Source organism: Streptomyces sp. NPDC044571 (genome assembly GCF_040647115.1).
GTDB lineage: Bacteria > Actinomycetota > Actinomycetes > Streptomycetales > Streptomycetaceae > Streptomyces.
Genome location: NZ_JBEZBN010000007.1, coordinates 90,902 through 109,125 on the forward strand (window position 1 = coordinate 90,902; position 18,224 = coordinate 109,125).

General features: G+C 75.1%; 16 protein-coding genes. 7 read left to right on the forward strand and 9 right to left on the reverse strand.

From position 1 onward, the window contains the following. Position 1: 1 nt before the first annotated feature. Positions 2-1,372, forward strand: coding sequence for an FAD-dependent oxidoreductase (locus AB0B01_RS05910; RefSeq protein ID WP_361713328.1), 1,371 nt, complete (start codon positions 2-4; stop codon positions 1,370-1,372). Positions 1,373-1,440: 68 nt separating this feature from the next. Here AB0B01_RS05910 and AB0B01_RS05915 read toward each other — a convergent pair whose 3' ends face one another. Next, positions 1,441-2,862 carry a wax ester/triacylglycerol synthase family O-acyltransferase gene (locus tag AB0B01_RS05915; RefSeq protein WP_361713330.1) on the reverse strand — a complete coding sequence of 474 codons (1,422 nt, stop codon included), beginning with the start codon at positions 2,860-2,862 and terminating at the stop codon, positions 1,441-1,443. A 214-nt stretch (positions 2,863-3,076) separates the two neighbouring features. On the opposite strand from AB0B01_RS05915, the gene AB0B01_RS05920 reads away from it, so the two are divergent. The 3 genes from AB0B01_RS05920 (at position 3,077) to AB0B01_RS05930 (ending at position 5,934) form a co-directional block, all read left to right on the forward strand. Beyond that, complete coding sequence (locus AB0B01_RS05920) at positions 3,077-4,168, forward strand: exo-alpha-sialidase (RefSeq protein WP_361713332.1); 1,092 nt, start codon at positions 3,077-3,079, stop codon at positions 4,166-4,168. Positions 4,169-4,218: 50 nt separating this feature from the next. Further along, complete coding sequence (locus tag AB0B01_RS05925) at positions 4,219-4,905, forward strand: uracil-DNA glycosylase (RefSeq protein ID WP_361713334.1); 687 nt, start codon at positions 4,219-4,221, stop codon at positions 4,903-4,905. Positions 4,906-5,013: 108 nt separating this feature from the next. Beyond that, positions 5,014-5,934, forward strand: a complete 921-nt coding sequence (locus AB0B01_RS05930) for a hypothetical protein (protein WP_361713336.1) — start codon at positions 5,014-5,016, stop codon at positions 5,932-5,934. A gap of 75 nt (positions 5,935-6,009) precedes the next feature. Here AB0B01_RS05930 and AB0B01_RS05935 read toward each other — a convergent pair whose 3' ends face one another. From AB0B01_RS05935 to AB0B01_RS05950, 4 genes are all read right to left on the reverse strand, one after another. After that, positions 6,010-7,104: a lactonase family protein gene (locus tag AB0B01_RS05935; protein WP_361713338.1), complete on the reverse strand. Its 1,095-nt coding sequence runs from the start codon at positions 7,102-7,104 to the stop codon at positions 6,010-6,012. A gap of 49 nt (positions 7,105-7,153) precedes the next feature. Then, positions 7,154-8,290: a nitric oxide synthase oxygenase gene (locus tag AB0B01_RS05940; protein WP_361713340.1), complete on the reverse strand. Its 1,137-nt coding sequence runs from the start codon at positions 8,288-8,290 to the stop codon at positions 7,154-7,156. A gap of 217 nt (positions 8,291-8,507) precedes the next feature. Continuing rightward, positions 8,508-10,001: an FUSC family protein gene (locus tag AB0B01_RS05945; RefSeq protein WP_361713447.1), complete on the reverse strand. Its 1,494-nt coding sequence runs from the start codon at positions 9,999-10,001 to the stop codon at positions 8,508-8,510. 320 nt (positions 10,002-10,321) lie between these two features. Next, positions 10,322-10,915 carry a histidine phosphatase family protein gene (locus tag AB0B01_RS05950; protein WP_361713342.1) on the reverse strand — a complete coding sequence of 198 codons (594 nt, stop codon included), beginning with the start codon at positions 10,913-10,915 and terminating at the stop codon, positions 10,322-10,324. Between the two features lie 110 nt (positions 10,916-11,025). Here AB0B01_RS05950 and AB0B01_RS05955 point away from each other — a divergent pair, with 110 nt between their 5' ends. Further along, complete coding sequence (locus AB0B01_RS05955; protein WP_361713344.1) at positions 11,026-11,601, forward strand: sigma-70 family RNA polymerase sigma factor; 576 nt, start codon at positions 11,026-11,028, stop codon at positions 11,599-11,601. Here the strand turns inward: AB0B01_RS05955 and AB0B01_RS05960 are convergent. From AB0B01_RS05960 to AB0B01_RS05970, 3 genes are read right to left on the reverse strand one after another with little or no spacing between them, the layout of a single operon-like run. Beyond that, the gene (locus AB0B01_RS05960; RefSeq protein WP_361713346.1) at positions 11,528-12,532 is read right to left on the reverse strand and encodes a MerR family transcriptional regulator; all 1,005 of its coding nucleotides are present in this window, start codon (positions 12,530-12,532) and stop codon (positions 11,528-11,530) included. The genes AB0B01_RS05955 and AB0B01_RS05960 overlap by 74 nt on opposite strands. A gap of 58 nt (positions 12,533-12,590) precedes the next feature. After that, complete coding sequence (locus AB0B01_RS05965; RefSeq protein WP_361713348.1) at positions 12,591-13,964, reverse strand: deoxyribodipyrimidine photo-lyase; 1,374 nt, start codon at positions 13,962-13,964, stop codon at positions 12,591-12,593. A gap of 17 nt (positions 13,965-13,981) precedes the next feature. After that, a complete protein-coding gene (locus tag AB0B01_RS05970; protein WP_361713350.1) occupies positions 13,982-15,562 on the reverse strand; it encodes an SDR family oxidoreductase in 1,581 nt (526 codons plus the stop codon). 147 nt (positions 15,563-15,709) lie between these two features. Between AB0B01_RS05970 and AB0B01_RS05975 the strand changes: the two genes are divergently transcribed. Next, a complete protein-coding gene (locus AB0B01_RS05975; protein ID WP_361713352.1) occupies positions 15,710-16,189 on the forward strand; it encodes an Lrp/AsnC family transcriptional regulator in 480 nt (159 codons plus the stop codon). Positions 16,190-16,257: 68 nt separating this feature from the next. After that, positions 16,258-17,373: an FAD-dependent oxidoreductase gene (locus AB0B01_RS05980; RefSeq protein WP_361713449.1), complete on the forward strand. Its 1,116-nt coding sequence runs from the start codon at positions 16,258-16,260 to the stop codon at positions 17,371-17,373. On the opposite strand, the gene mltG is transcribed toward AB0B01_RS05980, so the two are convergent. Next, positions 17,318-18,184: an endolytic transglycosylase MltG gene (gene mltG / locus AB0B01_RS05985; protein WP_361713354.1), complete on the reverse strand. Its 867-nt coding sequence runs from the start codon at positions 18,182-18,184 to the stop codon at positions 17,318-17,320. The two genes, AB0B01_RS05980 and mltG, sit on opposite strands and share 56 nt — an antisense overlap. Positions 18,185-18,224 lie beyond the last annotated feature (40 nt).

The following is an 18,224-nucleotide window of genomic DNA, read 5'->3' on the forward strand; positions in this document are numbered from 1 at the left end:
CGTGCTTCGTGTCGCCGTCGTCGGTTCGGGCCCCAGCGGGGTCTACGCCGCTCAGACACTGGTCCAGCAGCGCGAGGTGCCGGGCGTCCGCGTGGACGTACTGGACCGGCTGCCGGCGCCGTACGGCCTCGTGCGGTACGGGGTCGCCCCCGACCACGAGAAGATCAAGTCGCTCCAGGGCAGCCTGCGCACGGTGTTGGAGGACGAGCGGATCCGCTTCCTCGGCCATGTGGAGGTAGGCGGGCCCCTGCTGTCCACCGGGCGACTGCTGGAGCTCTACCACGCGGTGGTGTACTGCGTGGGGGCGGCGCGCGACCGGCTGCTGGGGATTCCCGGCGAGGAGCTGGCCGGGGTGCATTCCGCGACCGAGTTCGTCGCCTGGTACAGCGGACACCCCGATACGGCGGCAGAGGCATTCGACCTGGCCGGGGTGGGCTCGGCGGTGGTCATCGGGGCGGGCAACGTCGCGGTGGACGTGACGCGGATGCTGGCCCGGGGCGAACCGGAGCTGGCGCCGACGGACATGCCGCAGCCCGCCCTCGGCGTGCTCGCGGGCAGCGGGGTGCGGTCGGTGGCGATGGTCGCCCGACGCGGTCCTTCGCAGGGGAAGTTCACCACCAAGGAGCTGCGGGAGCTCGGCACGCTGCCGGGTGTGGGCGTGCGGGTGGACCCCGCGGAGCTCGCCCTCGACCCTGCCTATGCCGACCCGGGCGCCGCCGCCGCGCTGCCCGCGGTCGCCCGGCGCAACCTTGAGGTGCTGCGCGGCTGGGCGGAGCAGGACCCCGACGGGACGCCGCGGGCCATCACCCTGCGGTTCTACCTGCGCCCGGTGGAGCTGCTGGGCGGCCCCGGCGGCCGGGTTTCGGGGGTGCGCTTCGAGCGCACGGCTCCGGACGGGCGGGGCGGTGTCACCGGAACGGGTGAGTACGAGGACGTCGAGGCGCAGTTGGTGCTGCGCTCGGTGGGCTACCAGGGCGTCCCGCTGCCGGGCCTCCCCTTCGACCCGGCGACGGCCACGGTCCCGCATGCGGCCGGGCGGGTGCTGCGCGGGGGCCGGGTCTCGGTCGGCGAGTACGTGGCGGGCTGGATCAAGCGCGGCCCCACCGGGGTGATCGGCACCAACCGCCCCTGCGCCAAGGAGACCGCCTCCTCGCTGCTCCAGGACGCGGGTGCGCTGGCCCGCCGGGAGCTTCCGGACGACCCCCTGGACGCCCTGCGGGCGGCGGGCCTGGAGCCGGTGGAGTGGCCGGGCTGGCTGGCGATCGAAACGGCCGAGGCGGCCCTCGGCCGCTCCCTGGGCCGCGGCTCGGTGAAGATCCCCGACTGGACCGGCCTCCTGACCGCGGCCGCCGCGGACCGCCCGACCGGCTAGCCCAATCCCGCGCGCGGGCTCCGCCCCGGGCTCCTGGTCCCCGAGGCCTGGGCGGCCGTCCGGGCGTCCTAGCAGCGCACCACCCGTACCAGGTCGTCCAGCTCGGCGCGCAGGGCCTGCGCGAGGTCCGGGAGGTCCGGGACGGCCGCCGCGTCGGCGACCAGGCCGTAGTGGACCGTTCCCTTGTACGTGGAGACCGCCACCGCGAGCGAGTGGCCGCGGGCCAGCGGGGCCAGCGGGTACACCTCCCGGACCCGGCTGCCGCCGAGGGAGAAGGTGAAGCTCGGCAGCGGGACGCTCGTGACCAGGACGTCGAAGAGCAGCCGGGCGGCCTGCGCGACGAAGGGGCCGCCGAGACGGTGGCCGAGCGGGTGGACGTGGTCCGCGAGCAGGGCGACGGCCCCGGCCCCGCGGGCGGGTCCGGCCTCCTTGTTGCGGTCCATGCCGGTGCGGACGCGCTCCAGGCGGCGCAGCGGGTCCGGTTCGGCGAGGGGAAGCCTCAGCAGGTAGCCGGAGAGCCGGTTCCCGTACGGCTTGGCGCCGCCACCCGGTCTGCGCCGGGACACCGGTATCAGGGCGCGCGGCCCGGCGCCCGTGGGCTCCCCGTCGCCCCGGCCGACGAGCCAGCGCCGCATCGCGCCGGCCACGACGGCGATCAGCACGTCGTTGACGGTGCCCCCCGAGACCTTCCGGATGCGGTTGACCTCGTCCAGGTCGAGGGCGAGACCCGCGACCGCCCGGGTTCCGGGCCCGGTCGGGACCGGAGCGGCCAGGGCGGCCGGGACGCCGACGGGCAGCCCGGCCCGGGCCACCGCGGCTCCGATCTCCAGGGCCTGGCCGACGTCCTGGAAGCGGGAGGTCAGCACTGCGGGCAGGCTGCGCAACAGGGAGCGGGCGGGCCGCGGGGCGGGGGCGGGCCGCTCGGGACCCGCGAAGGCGCAGCCCTCGTCGAAGAGGGCGGCGGCCAGCGCCAGGGCCCCGAGCCCGTCGGCGAGGGCGTGGTGGAACTTGAACAGCACCGCGAAGGAGTCCGGGTCCGGTCCGGCCAGTACATGCGCTTCCCAGGGCGGCCGGTCCCGGTCCAGCGGGCGCGCCATCAGCGGCCCGGCGGCCCGCTGCGGATCGCCGGTCCGTACGAGGAACACGTGCCGGGCCGGGTCGAAGTCCGGGTCGGGCGACCAGGCGGCTGCGCCGACCGGCAGCAGCACGTCGTGGATCCTGCGGCGCAGACCGGGCACGGCGTCGCAGCGGGCGGCGAGCAGCTCGGCGGCTCGGGCGGCCGCATCGGGGCGGGGAGCTGCGCCGGGGCGGCGGGCGGCGCTGCCACGGCGGGCGGCGCCGGGGCGGTCGGTCCCGGGGCGGTCGGCAACGGGCGCGTCGGTCCGCGGTGTCGCGTCGAAGACGGCGAGGGCTCCGAGGTGCATGGGATGGGTGGCGGATTCGATCCGCCAGAAGGCGAGGTCGAGCGGGGACAGGTGCTCGGTGACCACGTAGTGCCTCTCGCGTGCGGCGGCAGGGGCTGAAAGTCAACTCCTCCCGCCCTCCTACGATCAAGTAGCCACCCCTTTTCACACACGGTTGATCGATGGTGATCGGCTGGTCAGAGCAGCGTGTGCCCGCCGGGCCGCTGTCGGCGGGGAGGTGCAGACTGGCCGGAAGATGCTCTGCAGACGACCGGGACAACGCAGTCCGGAGGTGTCGGCCATGTCCGATGTGCTCATGCTCGTGGGGACCCGCAAGGGTCTTTTCATCGGCCGCAGGCGGGGCGGCGGGCCGTGGGACTTCGACGGCCCCCACTTCAACGCCCAGGCCGTGTATGCCGTCGCGGTCGACCGGCGCGGCCCGGCCCCGCGGCTGCTGGTCGGCGGGGACAGCGCGCACTGGGGGCCGTCGGTGTTCAGCTCCGACGACCTGGGGGCGAGCTGGCAGGAACCGGCCGCGCCCGCCGTCAAGTTCCCCAAGGACACCGGTGCCTCGCTGGAGCGGGTGTGGCAGCTGCATCCGGCCGGGCCGGAGGCACCGGACGTGGTCTATGCCGGGACGGAGCCCGCCGCGCTGTTCCGCTCGGCCGACCGCGGGCAGTCCTTCGAGCTGGTCCGCCCGCTGTGGGAGCACCCGACCCGCAAGAGCTGGATGCCGGGCGGCGGCGGGGAGGGCCTGCACACGGTGCTGACCGATCCGGCCGACCCCGACGCGGTGACGGTGGCGGTGTCCACGGCCGGGGTGTTCCGGACCACGGACGGCGGGGCGAGCTGGACCCCGTCCAACCGGGGTGTCTCGGCGGTGTTCCTGCCGGACCCGCAACCGGAGTTCGGCCAGTGCGTGCACAAGATCGCCCAGGACGCCGGCGACCGCGGGCGGCTGTACCTCCAGAACCACTGGGGCGTGTACCGCAGCGACGACGCGGGCGCGCGGTGGACCGACATCGGCGGCGGGCTGCCCTCCGACTTCGGCTTCGCCGTGGCCGCCCACCCCCACCGGCCGGACACCGCCTACGTCTTCCCGCTCAACGCCGACTCCGACCGGGTGCCCGCGGAGCACCGGTGCCGGGTCTTCCGTACGCAGGACGCGGGCGCCACCTGGGAACCGCTCACCCGAGGACTGCCGGACGGGGACCACTACGGCACGGTCCTGCGCGACGCCCTGTGCACCGACGACGCCGATCCCGCGGGGGTCTACTTCGGCAACCGCAACGGCGAGTTGTACGCCAGCCACGACGACGGGGACAGCTGGCAGCTGCTGGCCGAACACCTGCCGGACGTCCTGTGCGTACGGGCCGCGGTGCTGGACGCGTAGGGCGGTGGCCGTGGCCGGGCGTTGCGGTGCAGCCAGTAGAGTGACCGCCTGTGGCAGCACGACCGTTGAACGAGATCGTCGAGCCGGGCTGGGCCCGGGCTCTGGAGCCGGTGGCGGGGCAGATCGCCGCGATGGGAGACTTCCTGCGCGCCGAGATCGCCGCGGGCCGAACGTACCTGCCGGCCGGGGCGCATGTGCTGCGCGCCTTCCAGCAGCCCTTCGACGAGGTCAAAGTGCTGATCGTCGGCCAGGATCCGTATCCCACCCCGGGGCACGCGATGGGCTTGTCGTTCTCCGTGGCCCCCGAGGTGCGCCCCGTACCGCCGAGCCTGGACAACATCTTCCGCGAGCTCCACTCCGACCTCGGGGTGCCTCGTCCGGCCAACGGCGACCTGACTCCCTGGAGCAGGCAGGGCGTTCTGCTGCTCAACCGCTCCCTGACCACCGCCCCGCGCAAGCCGAACGCGCACCGCGGCAAGGGCTGGGAGGCCGTCACCGAGCAGGCGATCCGGGCGCTCGCCGCCCGCGGCAAGCCGCTGGTCTCGGTCCTGTGGGGCCGGGACGCGCGCAATCTGCGGCCGCTGCTCGGCTCCCTGCCGGCGGTGGAGTCCGTCCACCCCTCCCCCATGTCCGCCGACAACGGCTTCTTCGGCTCCCGACCGTTCAGCCGGACGAACGACCTGCTGGTCCGCCAGGGTGCGCAGCCGGTCGACTGGCGTCTGCCGACCGCGAGTTGACCGACGGTTGAACCTTATACGACATTCAACGGATAAATAGGGACAAACGCCGCTCGTCTGGGCCCTGCCCGAACACCGGGTTCCGGTGAACCAGTAGCATGCGGCGCCATGAGCTCCCCCACTGGGCCCGAACATGGCCTGCCCGTACGAATGCCGCGACCCCGCCAGACCGGGCGGCACCGCCGGCCCGAGCCCGCGGTGGCGCCCGAGGGCGCGCCCGCGCTGGTGCTCGCCGTGCCCGGTGTCCCCTCGGCCGCCTCGCGGGGGCTCGCGGAAGAGATCACCAGCATCGGCCGCTCCGAGCTGCCCGGCCTGGACGCCCGCATCGGCTTCCTCGACGGCGTCGACGAGGAGGGCTCCGAGTTCCCGTCCCTCTCAGGCGTACTGACCGCGGTCGCGGCCGAGCGGACCGCGCGCGCGGAGTTCGCCCGCGCCGCCGGCCACGAGGTGCCCGCGCCCACCGGCCCGGACGCCGTGGTCGTCCCCCTGCTGGCCGGCCCGGACGCCGACCTGCTGCGCCGGATCCGCCGGGCCGTCATGGACTCCTCGGCCGCCGTCGAGCTGGCCGAGGTGCTCGGCCCGCACCCCCTGCTCGCCGAGGGCCTGCACGTGCGGCTCTCCGAGGCGGGTCTGGCGCGCGCCGACCGCGCCCGTCTGTTCACCGTGACCACCGCTGCCGACGGCATCGTCGTGGCCACGACCGGTGGCGAGGAGGCGGTGCAGGTCGCCGCGGTCACCGGCATGCTGCTGGCCGCCCGCCTCGCCGTGCCCGTCAAGGCCGCCGCGCTCGACCAGGAGGGTTCGGTGGCCTCGGTCGCCGAGCAGCTGCGCAGCGAGGGCTCCACGCAGCTCGCACTGGCCCCGTACCTGATCGGCCCGGAAGCCGCCGAGGGGCTGCTGGACACGGCGTGCAAGGAGGCCGACTGTGCGGCCGCCGAGGTGCTCGGCGCCTACCCGGCGCTCGGCAAGCTCGTCGTCACCCAGTACTCCGCCGCGCTCGGGCTCACGCTGGGCGCTGCCGCCCACTGACCGGTCCGTCCTGCCGCGGACGAGGGCCCGCTCCCGGGATTCCGGGAGCGGGCCCTCGTCGGTCGTGCGCGGCGGTCAGGGCACGGGGGCGAAGACCACGCAGGCGGCCGCGGGCACGGCCACCGACCCGGCCCGGCGCGGCTCGCCGGTGACGCGGTCCAGGTCGAACCAGGTGACGTCTCCGGACCACTCGTTGGCCACGTACAGCCGGCGCCCCGACGGATCGGCGACGAGATCGCGTGGCCAGCTGCCGCCGCAGCCCACCGTGGCGGCGGCCTGCGGCTTCTCGGCTCCGTCGGCGAGCGAGAAGGCGGCGATGGTGTCCGCGCCGCGCACCGCAGCCCACAGGAAGCGCCCGTCCGCCGACACGGCGACCACCGAGGGATAGGCCCGCGGGGCGCCAGGAACACCCTCCGGGGCCACCGGAACCTCCGACACCGGTTCCAGTTGCCCGGCGACCCCGTTCCAGCGGCAGACGGTCATCTGCGGCTCCAGCTCGTGCAGCACGTAGACCACGTCGCCCTCGGGGTGGAAGGCGAGGTGGCGCGGCCCGGACCCGGACCGGAGCACCGTCTCGGCGTGCACGCGCAGCCCGCCGGTGGCCGGGTCGGGCGCGCAGACCCGTACCGAGTCGGTGCCCAGGTCCACGCTCAGCACCCAGCGGCCGGTCGGGTCGGGCCGGACCTGGTGTGCGTGCGGCCCCTGCTGCCGCTCGGGGTCCGGGCCGCTGCCCTGGTGCGCGAGGACGGCGGCGGGCCCGGAGAGGCTGCCGTCCGCGGCGAGCGGCAGGCTGCTGACGCTGCCGGAGGTGTAGTTGGCGGTCAGCAGCCGGCCGCCGGCCGTGCTGAGGTGGGTCGGCCCCGCGGCGCCGACCGGAACGGGGGCGCCGAGCGCGGTGAGCCCCTCGGGTCCGGTACGGAAGGCCAGCGCGGCACCCCGGTCGGCCTCGCTCACCGCGTAGAGCACCCGGCCGTCCGGGGCGAGGGCGAGGCAGGAGGGGTTCTCGGGGGTGGCGGTGACCGTGAGCGAAGTCAGCGCCCCGGTGGCCGGGTCCACGGCCGCGGTGGTGATCCCGCGGCCGCCCCCCGAGGTGAAGGAGCCGATGTAGGCCCGGTGTCCGGCGCTGCGCGCCGAACCCTGGGTACCGGTCCCGCCGTTCACGTCGTCCACAGGTCGCCCTTCCGCCGTTCCGCTCCGTGGGGCGACCGTAACAGAAGGTCTAGACCAAGTCCCGTCCTTGGGCCCGTTCCCGCGCGCCGTCGTGGTGCACGTACACCGTAGAGCTCGGGCTGTCGTCGTACGTGCGATGGAAGACCGGCGTGGCGGAGCCGGAAATCGGCGGCACGATCCAGGACCAGTCCGCCCCCACCTCGCGCCCCTTGCGTTCCTCCCGCTCCATGTGGGCGAGGAAGCGCCGGGACTCGGTGTGGTGGTCCGCGATGGTGACACCCGCCCGGTCGAAGGAGTGCAGCACGGCCCGGTTGAGCTCGACCAGCGCGCGGTCCTTCCACAGCGAGCGGTCGCTGGACAGGTCGAGGCCGAGTCGGCGGGCGACGGCGGGGAGGAGGTTGTACCGGTCGGTGTCGGCGAGGTTGCGGGCGCCGATCTCGGTGCCCATGTACCAGCCGTTGAAGGGTGCGGCGGGGTAGTGGATCCCGCCGATCTCCAGGCACATGTTGGAGATGGCGGGCACGGCGTGCCAGCGCAGGCCCCAGTCCGCCCAGCCGGGCTCGTCGGGGTGCTCGATCGGCACCTCCAGCACGGCGTCCGGCGGGGTGTCGAACCAGCGGGGTTTGTCGTCGACTCCCTGCACCACCAGGGGAAGCAGGTCGAAGGGGCTGCCGGCGCCGCCGGTCCAGCCGAGGTCGAGCAGTGCCCGGGTGAGCGGGGCGTTGCGGGCGTCGCCGACCGTGACGGAGGGGTGGTCGCCGTAGCCCGCGTACCGGACCAGCTGTTCGCTCCAGATCAGCGGGCCGGGGCGCTCGGGGGCGTCGGGGGCGAAGACCGTGATGGTGGGTCTGACGCGGCCGCCGTTCGTGGCCTCGCGCAGGTGCTCGAAGCACTCGGCGGCGATCTCGTCCGCGTCGGTGAGTTCACGGCGGTCGCGCACGCGCAGCGAGTTCCAGTAGAGCCTGCCTATGCAGCGGTTGCTGTTGCGCCAGGCGACCCGTGCCCCGTGGGCGAGTTCCTGCGGGGTGTGCCGGTACGTGCCGGTGTCCGCGAGCTCGTCCCGCACGGCGGCGAGGCGGGGCCGCGGATCACCGGCCTCCGGATTCTCCCGGTGGAAGAGTCGGATGAACTCCTCGGCCGCTTCCGCCACTTCAGTGACGGTCGAGCGCTGTTGAAGTATTTCCATCCCGGGCGACTACCCCCTGTCCGAACAGATCCACCCTGTACATGCCGGATGAATGTGCATTCAACAATCACCCGTTGTACATGCCGCAGGTCAGCGGTGGACGCCCCGCGCACGCGGAACACTCCCACCGGGTGATCGTCGCGCATCGGCCCGCCCCTCGGCGTCAAAGGGGCTTAGGATCCACCGCTCCCGAGTCCGTGTGGTAGGGCCCTTGCGGTCAGGCGCTGATGACCAGCGGCGCCCGGGGGTCCGTGCGCAGCGGGGCGTGGAGGGCCACCAGGGCGTGCTCCAGGCCGTGCAGGTGCACGAGGGCGGGCTCCTCGGCGTCCGGCCGGGGGCGGGCCGGAGCGGAGAGTTCCGCCATGCCGCCCGGGGCGGTCAGCGCCTCGACCGCCGCCTCCACCCGCCAGCACGCGGCGGCCAGGCGGGCGTCGTGCGAGGCCTGCGGATCGGCGGCGACCGCGACCAGCCCGCGCACCTCCCGCGCGCAGTCGTCGAGCAGGGCCAGGACCTGCCGGGCGCGGGCCTTGCGGGCACGCAGCGGGCTCAGCGGGTGGACCAACGGAGCGAGGGCCGTCCGGACGCGCGCCAGCAGGAGTTCGAGCTCGGCGACGTGCGGGGCCGGGTCGGCGTCCGGGTTCCCCGCGAGGCGGTCGAGCGAGGCCGCGGTGGAAGCCCGTACGCAGTGGAGGGCGCGCTGGATCCAGGCGTGGTTCGCGGCATGGGTGGTCACCGGGAGGACGAGCACCACGGCGAGGGCGGCGCCCAGTGCGCCGATCGCCGTCTCCTGGAAGCGCAGGAGCAGCAGTCCCGGGTGCAGGACCCCGAGGAGCCCGTACAGCAGTCCGGCCATGACGGTGACGAAGAACATCATCCAGGAGTACGAGGGGGCCGCGGTGTAGAAGATGCCGAAGACGCATACGGCGACCAGCGCGGCGGTGGGCGCGGGCGCTCCGTGCAGGGGGACGGCGACGAGCAGACCGGCGGCGATGCCGAGGACGGTGCCGAGGACCCGGCGGAAGCCCCGGACCAGCGTTTCGCCCCGGGAGGCGGTGTTGACGAAGATCCACCAGGCGGTGCCGACGGCCCAGTACCAGCGGTCCTCCGAGAGCGCCTGGCCGATCCCCAGGGCGAACGCGCAGGCGGCGGTCGCCTGGAAGGCCTGCCGCGTGGTCGGCCGCGCGAGCCCGGTGCCGGGCAGCGGCGGTGGAGCGGCGGCGGGAGGGGTTTTGCGCTCGATGGGCCACACCGCGAACCGGACCGCTCCCGCGGACAGCAGCGCCAGCCCGACGGCCGCGTACAGCTCGGGCAGCTGCCCGGGCACGGCGTGCAGGAACTGCGTGACGAAGAACATCATGAAGCCGAAGATCCCGAGGGCATGCCCGCGGGGCCCGAAGCGGCGGGCGTGGACCCCGGCGAAGACGACGGCGAGGAAGGCGGTGTCCCGCGCCAAGGGCATCCCGTGCAGGGTGGTGGCCAGCGCGAGGACGGGGAATCCCGCCACGGGAAGCAGGGCGGTGGTCACCCGCTGGGCGCGGACGGTGGAGTCGGTGACGGTGAACAGGGCGAGCAGGGCCGCGAGGCCTCCCGTGATGGAGGCGGTGAGGGAGAGGCCGCAGAGCTCGGCCACGGCCACGGCGCAGGCGACGCCGATCACGGCACGCAGGGAGTTGCGCAGTCTCAGACGCCCCGGATCCGGAGCCACGAACATCCTCTTCACGGCGGTGTGCCGCCCCCCTTGCAGTGGTGCGCGCCGGCCCGGCGCCGGCCCGGGGGTAGTGGGCGGCAGGCGGGCACGGCGAAGGCACCGCGCTCCGGGCCGGCCTCGTTGCCGCCCGGCGCTGCACGGCGCCGAAAGTACATGGATACGACACACATAAGCACGTGCCGACCCACTGGCTCAAGTCCGGCCGCCGACACTGGGCCATTGGCACAGCCGTGACGGCAGGTGAACGGCCAGGGCCGGACCAATGCACCAGGCACTCGGGCGGGCGCGCGGGAGGGACGGTCCCGCGCCCCGCTCAGGTCCGCTCAGGGCCGGGCGTTCCAGGCCGCGATCACCGGGAGGCCGTGTTCGGTGGACAGGGTGCTCACGGTGCCGGTGCGGAGCAGGAAGAGGCGGCCGTCCTCGGGCGGCAGCCCCAGGTAGCGGGCCGTCAGGACGCGCAGGAAGTGGCCGTGGGCCACCAGGACGGCGTCGCCCCCGTCCTGCCGCAGGACGGGGGCGAGGCGGGCCAGGACCCGGTCGGCCCGGGCGCCGACCTGGGCTGCGCTCTCACCGGGGTGTTCGGCGTCGCCGGGCGGGACCCCGTCCGTCCACAGGGACCAGCCGGGGCGGGTGCACTGGATCTCCGCCGTGGTCACGCCCTCGTAGCCGCCGTAGTCCCACTCGTACAGGTCGGGATCCACGGCGCCGTCGGCCAGCCCGGCGAGCTCGGCGGTGGCGACGGCCCGGCGCAGCGGGCTGGTCAGCACCCGGGCCGGACGCCGGTCCTGGAAGAAAGGCGCCAGGGAGAGCGCCTGCTCGACTCCGGTCGGGGTCAGCGGTACGTCCGTGCGGCCGGTGTGCCGCCCGGAGGCGCTCCAGGCCGTCTCTCCGTGCCTCACCAGCAGCAGGTCGCTCATTCTTCGGACGATAACCGCGGGCCGCTCCCGTCGCGCACGCCCCACTCCGAAATTCGATGCGAAAACGATGCAACTTTACCCCGCGGGGGCGGGGTCGCGAGGCTCGGGCCATGGACGAGAAGGAGCGCGAGGAGCGCCTCGCGGCCGGTTTCGCCGCGGGCGACGAGCGCTGCACGGAGGCCGTCTACCGGCGCTGGCGCCCGCTGGTCCACTCGCTCGCCCGGCGCGGCCTGGGGGACGAACGGGAGGCGGAGGACGTGACGCAGCAGGTCTTCCTCGCCGCCTGGCGCGGCCGCGGCCGCTACCGGCCCGGCCCAGGCGGTCTCGGAGCCTGGCTGACCGGTATCACCCGGCACAAGGTGGCCGACGCGCTGGAGGCCCGGGCCCGCCGGGCCAGGTCGGTGGAGGCCGCCGCGAGGACGCTGCACCCCGCCGCGGAGCGGCCGGGGAGCCTGCCGCATCCGGAGCCCGAGCGGACCGTGGACCGGGTGCTGATCCTCGGGGAACTGGCCCGGCTGCCGTCGGCGCAGCAGCAGGTGCTGCGCCTGGCCTTCTACGGGGACCTGACGCAGGCGCAGATCGCGGACCGCACCGGGCTGCCGCTGGGCACCGTCAAGAGCCATATGCGCCGGGCCCTGCACCAGTTGCGCCGTTCGCTCCCGGCGGGGGCTGCGGCGGTGCGATGACCGCGAGGGCCGAGCGCAGGCCGTGCAGCCGCTCGGTGGGGGGGCCCGGCAGCCCGGCGCCCCAGCCCGGCCCGGCGAGCAGCAGCGCGGCCTGCCCGCGGGCGCCCCGCAGCCCCCATTCGAGACCGGCCACCGAGCGGGCGAGTGCGGGGTCAGCGGTCGTACGGGACTGTGCCCACAGGACGACGGCCCGCGGGCCGGTACGCCGTACGGCGTCGTGCAGGGCTTCGGCCGGCAGCGCGGCGCCGAACATACGGGCCGGCACACCCCGCTGGCCCAGCGCCGCGGTCAGTGCCTCGATGGGCAGGCTGTGCTGCTCGCCCGGCACGCAGGCGAGGAGCACGGGCGGGGTGCGGTCGGCCTCGGCGGCGGGCCGGATCCGGTGCAGGGCCGCGGAGATCTGCCAGGAGAGCAGGTGCTCCACCTCGACGTAGCGCTCCCCCGAGGTCGCCCATTTGCGGCCGACCGCGTGCAGGGTCGGCGCCACGACCTCCTCCCACGCGGTGACCAGGCCGTGTTCGGCGAGGGCCGCCTCCAGCAGGTCGGCCACGGTCGGCGCGTCCAGGCGTACGGCGGCCCGGGCGAGTCCGCGGCACTCGGGGCGGACCGTCCCGAGCGGGAGGGTCACCGGACCACCCGGGGCGCGGGCGGGCACGGGGGCCGGCTCGGCGGACCCGGAGCGCGCGGCCCGGGCGGCCTCGGCGGGCGGTACGCCCCGCGCGGTGAGGCTGCACATCAGTTCCAGCCGGGCGATGTCCAGCGGGGTCCAGCGCCGGTGGCGGCCGTCCTCCCGGCGGGCCGGGCCGATCGCGTACCGGCGCTCCCAGGAGCGCAAGGTGGTCGGCGAGACCCCGAGGCGGCGGGCCACCGCGCCGGTGCTCAGGGCGGCCGGGGGCAGGTCCTGCGGGGGTGTCGGGGGCACGCTCTCCACCCGCCCACGATACGGCGCCCGGGCGGCCCCGGGGCCGGGCGGGAGCCGTGGCGGGCGCTCAGCCGGAGCCCCGCCCGCGCCGGAACCGGTCGAGCCCGTCGGCGAGTTCCACGACCCGCTCCGGGTAGTCGTAGCGGGCGCGTTCCGGGCCGGGCAGCCGCCACGGTTCGTGGACCTGCGGGGCGGGGAGGGCGGCGAGTTCCGGCACCCAGCGGTGGACGTAGCGGCCCTCGGGGTCGTACCGCAGGCCTTGGCGGACCGGGTTGAGGACCCGGTTGGGGCGGGTGTCGGTGCCGGTTCCGGCGACCCACTGCCAGTTGAGCTGGTTGTTGGCCAGGTCTCCGTCCACGAGGAGGTCCAGGAAGTGCCGGGCGCCGACCCGCCAGTCCACATAGAGGGTCTTGGTGAGGAAGCTCGCGGCGAGGAGCCGGCCCCGGTTGTGCATCCAGCCCTCGTGGCGGAGCTGGCGCATGGCCGCGTCGACCACGGGGTATCCGGTGCGGCCCTCCTTCCAGGCCCGGGTCTCCTCCTCGGCGGCGGCTCCGGTTCGCCACTGGTCGTGGCGGTCGCGGTAGTCGTGCGCGGCGGCCTCGGGCCGGGCGGCCAGCACCTGGTGGTGGAAGTCGCGCCAGCACAGCTGCCGTACGAAGGCCTCGGCGCCGGGGCCGCCCGCGGCGCGCGCCCGGTGGACGGCCTCGGCGGCCGAGAGGGTGCCGAAGTGCAGGTGCGGGGAGAGCCGCGAGGTGGCGTCGCCGGCCAGGTCGTCGTGGGCGTCCTCGTATCCGGCGAGGCCCGCGCCCAGCCAGCGGGTCAGGAGGCGGCGGGCCTCGCTCTCGCCGCCGCGGGCGAGGCCCGGCGAGGTCCCGGGGAGGGCGGAGCGCCGGGGCAGCGGATCGGAGCCGACCGCCTCGGGCACGCGGACGGAGCGGGGGGCGGGGGTGACGGGCCGGGGCGGCCACTCGGCCCAGCGGCGGAAGTACGGGGTGAACACGGCGAAGTGGTCGGATCCTGCGGGGACCACCGCGCCGGGGGCGGTGGCGGTGATCACCGCGTCGTGCACGTAGAGCCGCCGGCCTTCGGCTTCGAGCGCGGCCCGCAGCCGCTCTTCGCGGGAGCGGGCATGGCCGCTGACTCCGGCCGCCATGTGGACCTCGTCGGCGTCGGCTTCGTGGACGAGCGCGCAGACTTCGGCGACGGTGTCCCCGGAGCGCAGGATCAGCCGGCCGCCGCGTTCGCGCAGCGCGGCGTCCAGGTCGGCCAGGCAGTCGGCGAGGAAGGCGAGCCGGTTGGGCGCGGCGAAGCCGGCCGCGTCGACCGCGGGGTCGCGCACGAACAGCGGGACCACCTGGTCGCTGGAGGACAGGGCCGCGCGCAGGGGCGGATGGTCGTGCAGGCGCAGGTCCGAGGTGTAGAGAACCACCGCGACGTTCATGGGGGTGTCGCTCCGCGTCAGGGCCGAGGGGGCGTGGTGGGTGGGCTGGCGTCCGGTACTTCGGCCGGTACGGGCCGTACGGATGCGGGAGCTGCGCCGTCGAGCCGCTGCGCGGCCAGGGCGATGTTGCGGGCCATGCCGCCGAAGACCACGGCGTGGAAGGGGGAGACGCTCCACCAGTAGAGGTGCCCGAGGAGGCCGTGCGGGTGGAACAGGGCCCGCTGCCGGTAGCGGGCCCGGCCGGGCGGTGCTCCCGGGGCCGCGGCCTGCGGCGCCGGTTCGGCGTACATCTCCAGCCAGGCCAGTCCGGGCAGCCGCATTTCGGCGCGCAGGCGCAGCATCCGTCCCGGTTCGATCTCCTCCACCCGCCAGAAGTCCAGGGAGTCCCCGACGCGCAGCCGGGCCGCGTCCCGGCGCCCGCGCCGCAGGCCCACCCCGCCGACGAGGCGGTCCAGCCACCCGCGTACGGCCCAGGCCAGTGGGAACGAGTACCAGCCGTTCTCTCCGCCGATGCCCTCCACGACCGTCCACAGTGCGGCGGGCGAGGCGTCGACGGAAAGCGCGCGACGGTCGGTGTAGAGGCTTCCGCCCGCCCAGTCGGGGTCGGTGGGCAGCGGATCGCTGGGCGCGCCGGGGAGGGCGGCGGAGGACCAGCGGGTGGTCACCTTCGCCTCGCGCACGCGCTGGAGGGCGAGCGTCAGCGCCTCGTCGAAGCCGATCGGCGCGCCCGGCGGGTCCGGTACGTGGCGGGCGATGTCGTGCTCGTGGCAGACCACCTCGTGGCGCAAGGACTCCGCGAGCGGTCGGGCCAGCGCCCGCGGCACGGGCGTGACCAGGCCGATCCAGATGCTGGACAGCCGCGGGGTGAGCATGGGGACGCGCAGGATGCGGCGCCGGGGCAGCCGGGCCACGGCGGCGTAGCGGCGCATCATCTCCTCGTACGTGATGACGTCGGGGCCCCCGATGTCGAAGGCGCGGTCGACCTCCGGCGGCATGGTGGCGCTGCCGACGAGGTAGCGCAGGACGTCGCGGACCGCGATGGGCTGGACGCGGGTGCCGACCCAGCTGGGGGTGACCATGACGGGGAGCCGCTCGGTCAGGTAGCGCAGCATCTCGAAGGAGGCGGAGCCGGAGCCGATGATGACGGCGGCGCGCAGAACGGTCGCGGGCACCTCGGAGGCGAGGAAGATCTCGCCGACCTCCGCGCGCGAGCGCAGGTGCGGGGAGAGTTCGGAGACGGGGATGCCGGCCGGCGTCAGACCGCCGAGATAGACGATGCGGCGGATGCCGGCGGCCCGGGCCTGTTCGGCGAAGATCCGGGCGGCGGAGCGGTCGCGCTCCTCGAAGCCGGAGCCGCCTCCCAGGGCGTGCACGAGGTAGTAGGCCACATCGATGCCGTGCAGGGCCGCGCCGACGGACTCGGCGTCGGTGGCGTCCCCGCGGGCCACCTCCACGCGGTCGGCCCAGGGGTGGTCGCGGAGCTTCTCCGGGGAGCGGGCCAGGCACCGGACGCGGTGGCCGGCGGCCAGCAGTTCGGGCACCAGTCGGCCGCCGATGTAACCGGTGGCCCCGGTGACCAGGCAGTGCAGACCCGTCATGACCGTCTCCGCTCGTCGTGGTTCCCGGTAGGGATTCCCCCGCGAGGGTCCGTACGGACGCACCGCACCCGTACGGGGGACACGGGCCGGGGTGGACCATGGCTCGCCGGAGCGGGGGTTCCGGTGGGCCGTGGGTACAGTCGCAGCATGGCCGTGGACGAGCTCGACACCCGGATCCTGCGCCTGCTGATCGAGCAGCCGCGCACCAGCGTCCGCGAGTACGCGCGGATCCTCGGGATCGCGCGCGGCACGCTCCAGGCCCGGTTGGACCGGCTGGAGCGCACCGGGGTGATCACCGGGACGGGCCCCGTCCTGTCCCCCGCCGCGCTCGGGCATCCGGTCCTGGCCTTCGTGCACATCGAGGTCACCCAGGGGTACCTGGACGAGGTCGGGGACGCGCTGGCCGCCGTACCCGAGATCATCGAGGCCTTCTCCATCACGGGCGGCGGGGACCTGCTGACCCGGGTGGCGGCCCGGGACAACGCGCACCTGGAGGACGTGATCCAGCGGCTCATCCGGCTCCCCGGTGTGGTCCGCACCCGGACCGAGGTGGCCCTGCGCGAGCGGGTCCCGCACCGGCTCCTGCCGCTGGTCGAGTCCGTGGGACGGGCCGTGCGCACCTCCTGAGGCCCCGGACGCGGAAGGCCGGGAAGATCCCGCCCCCGCCCCAGGTTGGTAGAACCGTGAACGAAATCATGCGGGACGTGGTCGTCGTCGGGGCCGGGCAGGCAGGGCTGTCCAGTGCCTACCACCTGGCCCGGGCGGGGATCGACCACGTGGTGTTGGACCACGCGCCGCGGCCGGGCGGCGCCTGGCAGTTCCGCTGGCCCTCGCTGACCTACGGCAAGGTCCACGGGATGCACGCGTTGCCCGGCATGGAACTCGTGGACGCGGACCCGCGGCGGCCCTCGTCGGATGTCGTCGCGGAGTACTTCGCCGCCTACGAGTCTCGCTTCGACCTGCGGGTGCGGCGCCCCGTGGACGTGAGCGCGGTACGCGAGGGGCGCGAGGGGCGGCTGCGGGTGGAGACCTCGGACGGGACCTGGTCCGCGCGCGCCCTGGTCAACGCCACCGGGACCTGGGACCGGCCGTTCTGGCCGCGCTACCCGGGCCAGGAGACCTTCCGCGGCCGCCAGTTGCACACCGCCGACTACCCGGGGCCGCAGGCCTTCGCGGGAGCCCGGGTGGTCGTGGTGGGCGGCGGCACCTCGGCGGTGCAGCACCTGCTGGAGATCGCCGAGGTGGCGGCGCGGACGACCTGGGTGACCCGGCGGCCCCCGGTCTTCCGCGACGGAGCCTTCGGTGAGGCGGAGGGCCGCGCGGCGGTGGCCCTGGTCGACGAGCGGGTACGCCGGGGGCTGCCCCCGCAGAGCGTGGTCAGCGTCACCGGGCTCGCGCTGAACGAGGCCGTCCGGGCCGGGATCGCCTCGGGGGTGCTGGAGCGCCTGCCCGTGTTCGAGCGGATCACCCCGGAGGGCGTCGCCTGGGCGCAGGGCCGGCAGGTGGAGGCCGACGTGATCCTGTGGGCCACCGGTTTCCGGGCCGCCATCGACCACCTGGCCCCGCTCCGCCTGCGGGAGCCGGGCGGCGGCATCAGGGTCGAGGGCACCCGTGCGGCGCGCGACGAGCGGATCCACCTGGTCGGCTACGGCCCGTCCGCGTCGGCCATCGGCGCCAACCGGGCGGGCGGTGCGGCGGCCCGCGACATCCGCCGCCTGCTGGCCGCAGGCGCCCGCGAACCGGCCGGATCGGCCGTCAGCCAGCGGGCCCCGCGTGGGCGCGACCGGTCGCGGCTGCGCGCACGCGGTTGAACTCCGCGACGTGCTCCTTGTGTTCCTCGTACGTCTCCGAGAAGCGGGTGTCCCCCGGCTCGACCGTGACGAAGTACAGCCAGTCCCCCGGGGTCGGCGCGACGGCGGCGGTCATGGCCTCCAGGCCCGGGTTGCCGATCGGGGTCGGGGGCAGTCCCTGGCGCCGGTAGGTGTTGAAGGGGCTGTCGATCCGGGTCTCGCTCAGCTTGGTGTCGACGGTGCTGCGGTTCAGCGCGTAGTTGAGGGTGGAGTCCATCTGGAGCGGCATCGACCTCGCCAGCCGGTTGTGCACCACCCGGGCGACCTTGCCCATGTCGGCGCGGGAGTCGGCCTCCGCCTCCACGATGCTGGCCACGGTGGCGGTCTGGTACGGGGTCATCCCGTGCTCCTTGCCGCCTTGGGTGACGGCCGGGGTGGCGAGCTTCCGGTTGGCCGTCTCCACCATGTACGCCAGCAGCGTGGCCGGCGTGGTCTTGGAGGTCACCGGGTAGGTCGCCGGGAAGAGGAAGCCCTCCGGGTTGCCCCCGGCCTCTGCGGGCAGGGCCAGCGGGGCGGCTGCGGCAGCGGCTTTCGCGGAGCCCGCCGGGAGATGCAGGGCGCGGTCGATCGCGGCGTAGACCTGAGGGGCCCGCCACCCCTCCGGGATCACCAACGGGCGGGGCTGCTCGGGTGCCTGACCGCCGCCCCCGCCGCGCAGCAGCGGAACCAGGACGGCTACACCGATCGGGAGCAGTAGGCAGAGGAAGAGTGCCAGACGGCCCCGGCGAGTGAGCCGGATGCGCCGCCGTGGCGGCCGGTGCTCATGTCGCATGCAGGCACGCTAACCCGCGAGGTGCGGCATTTCTGACATA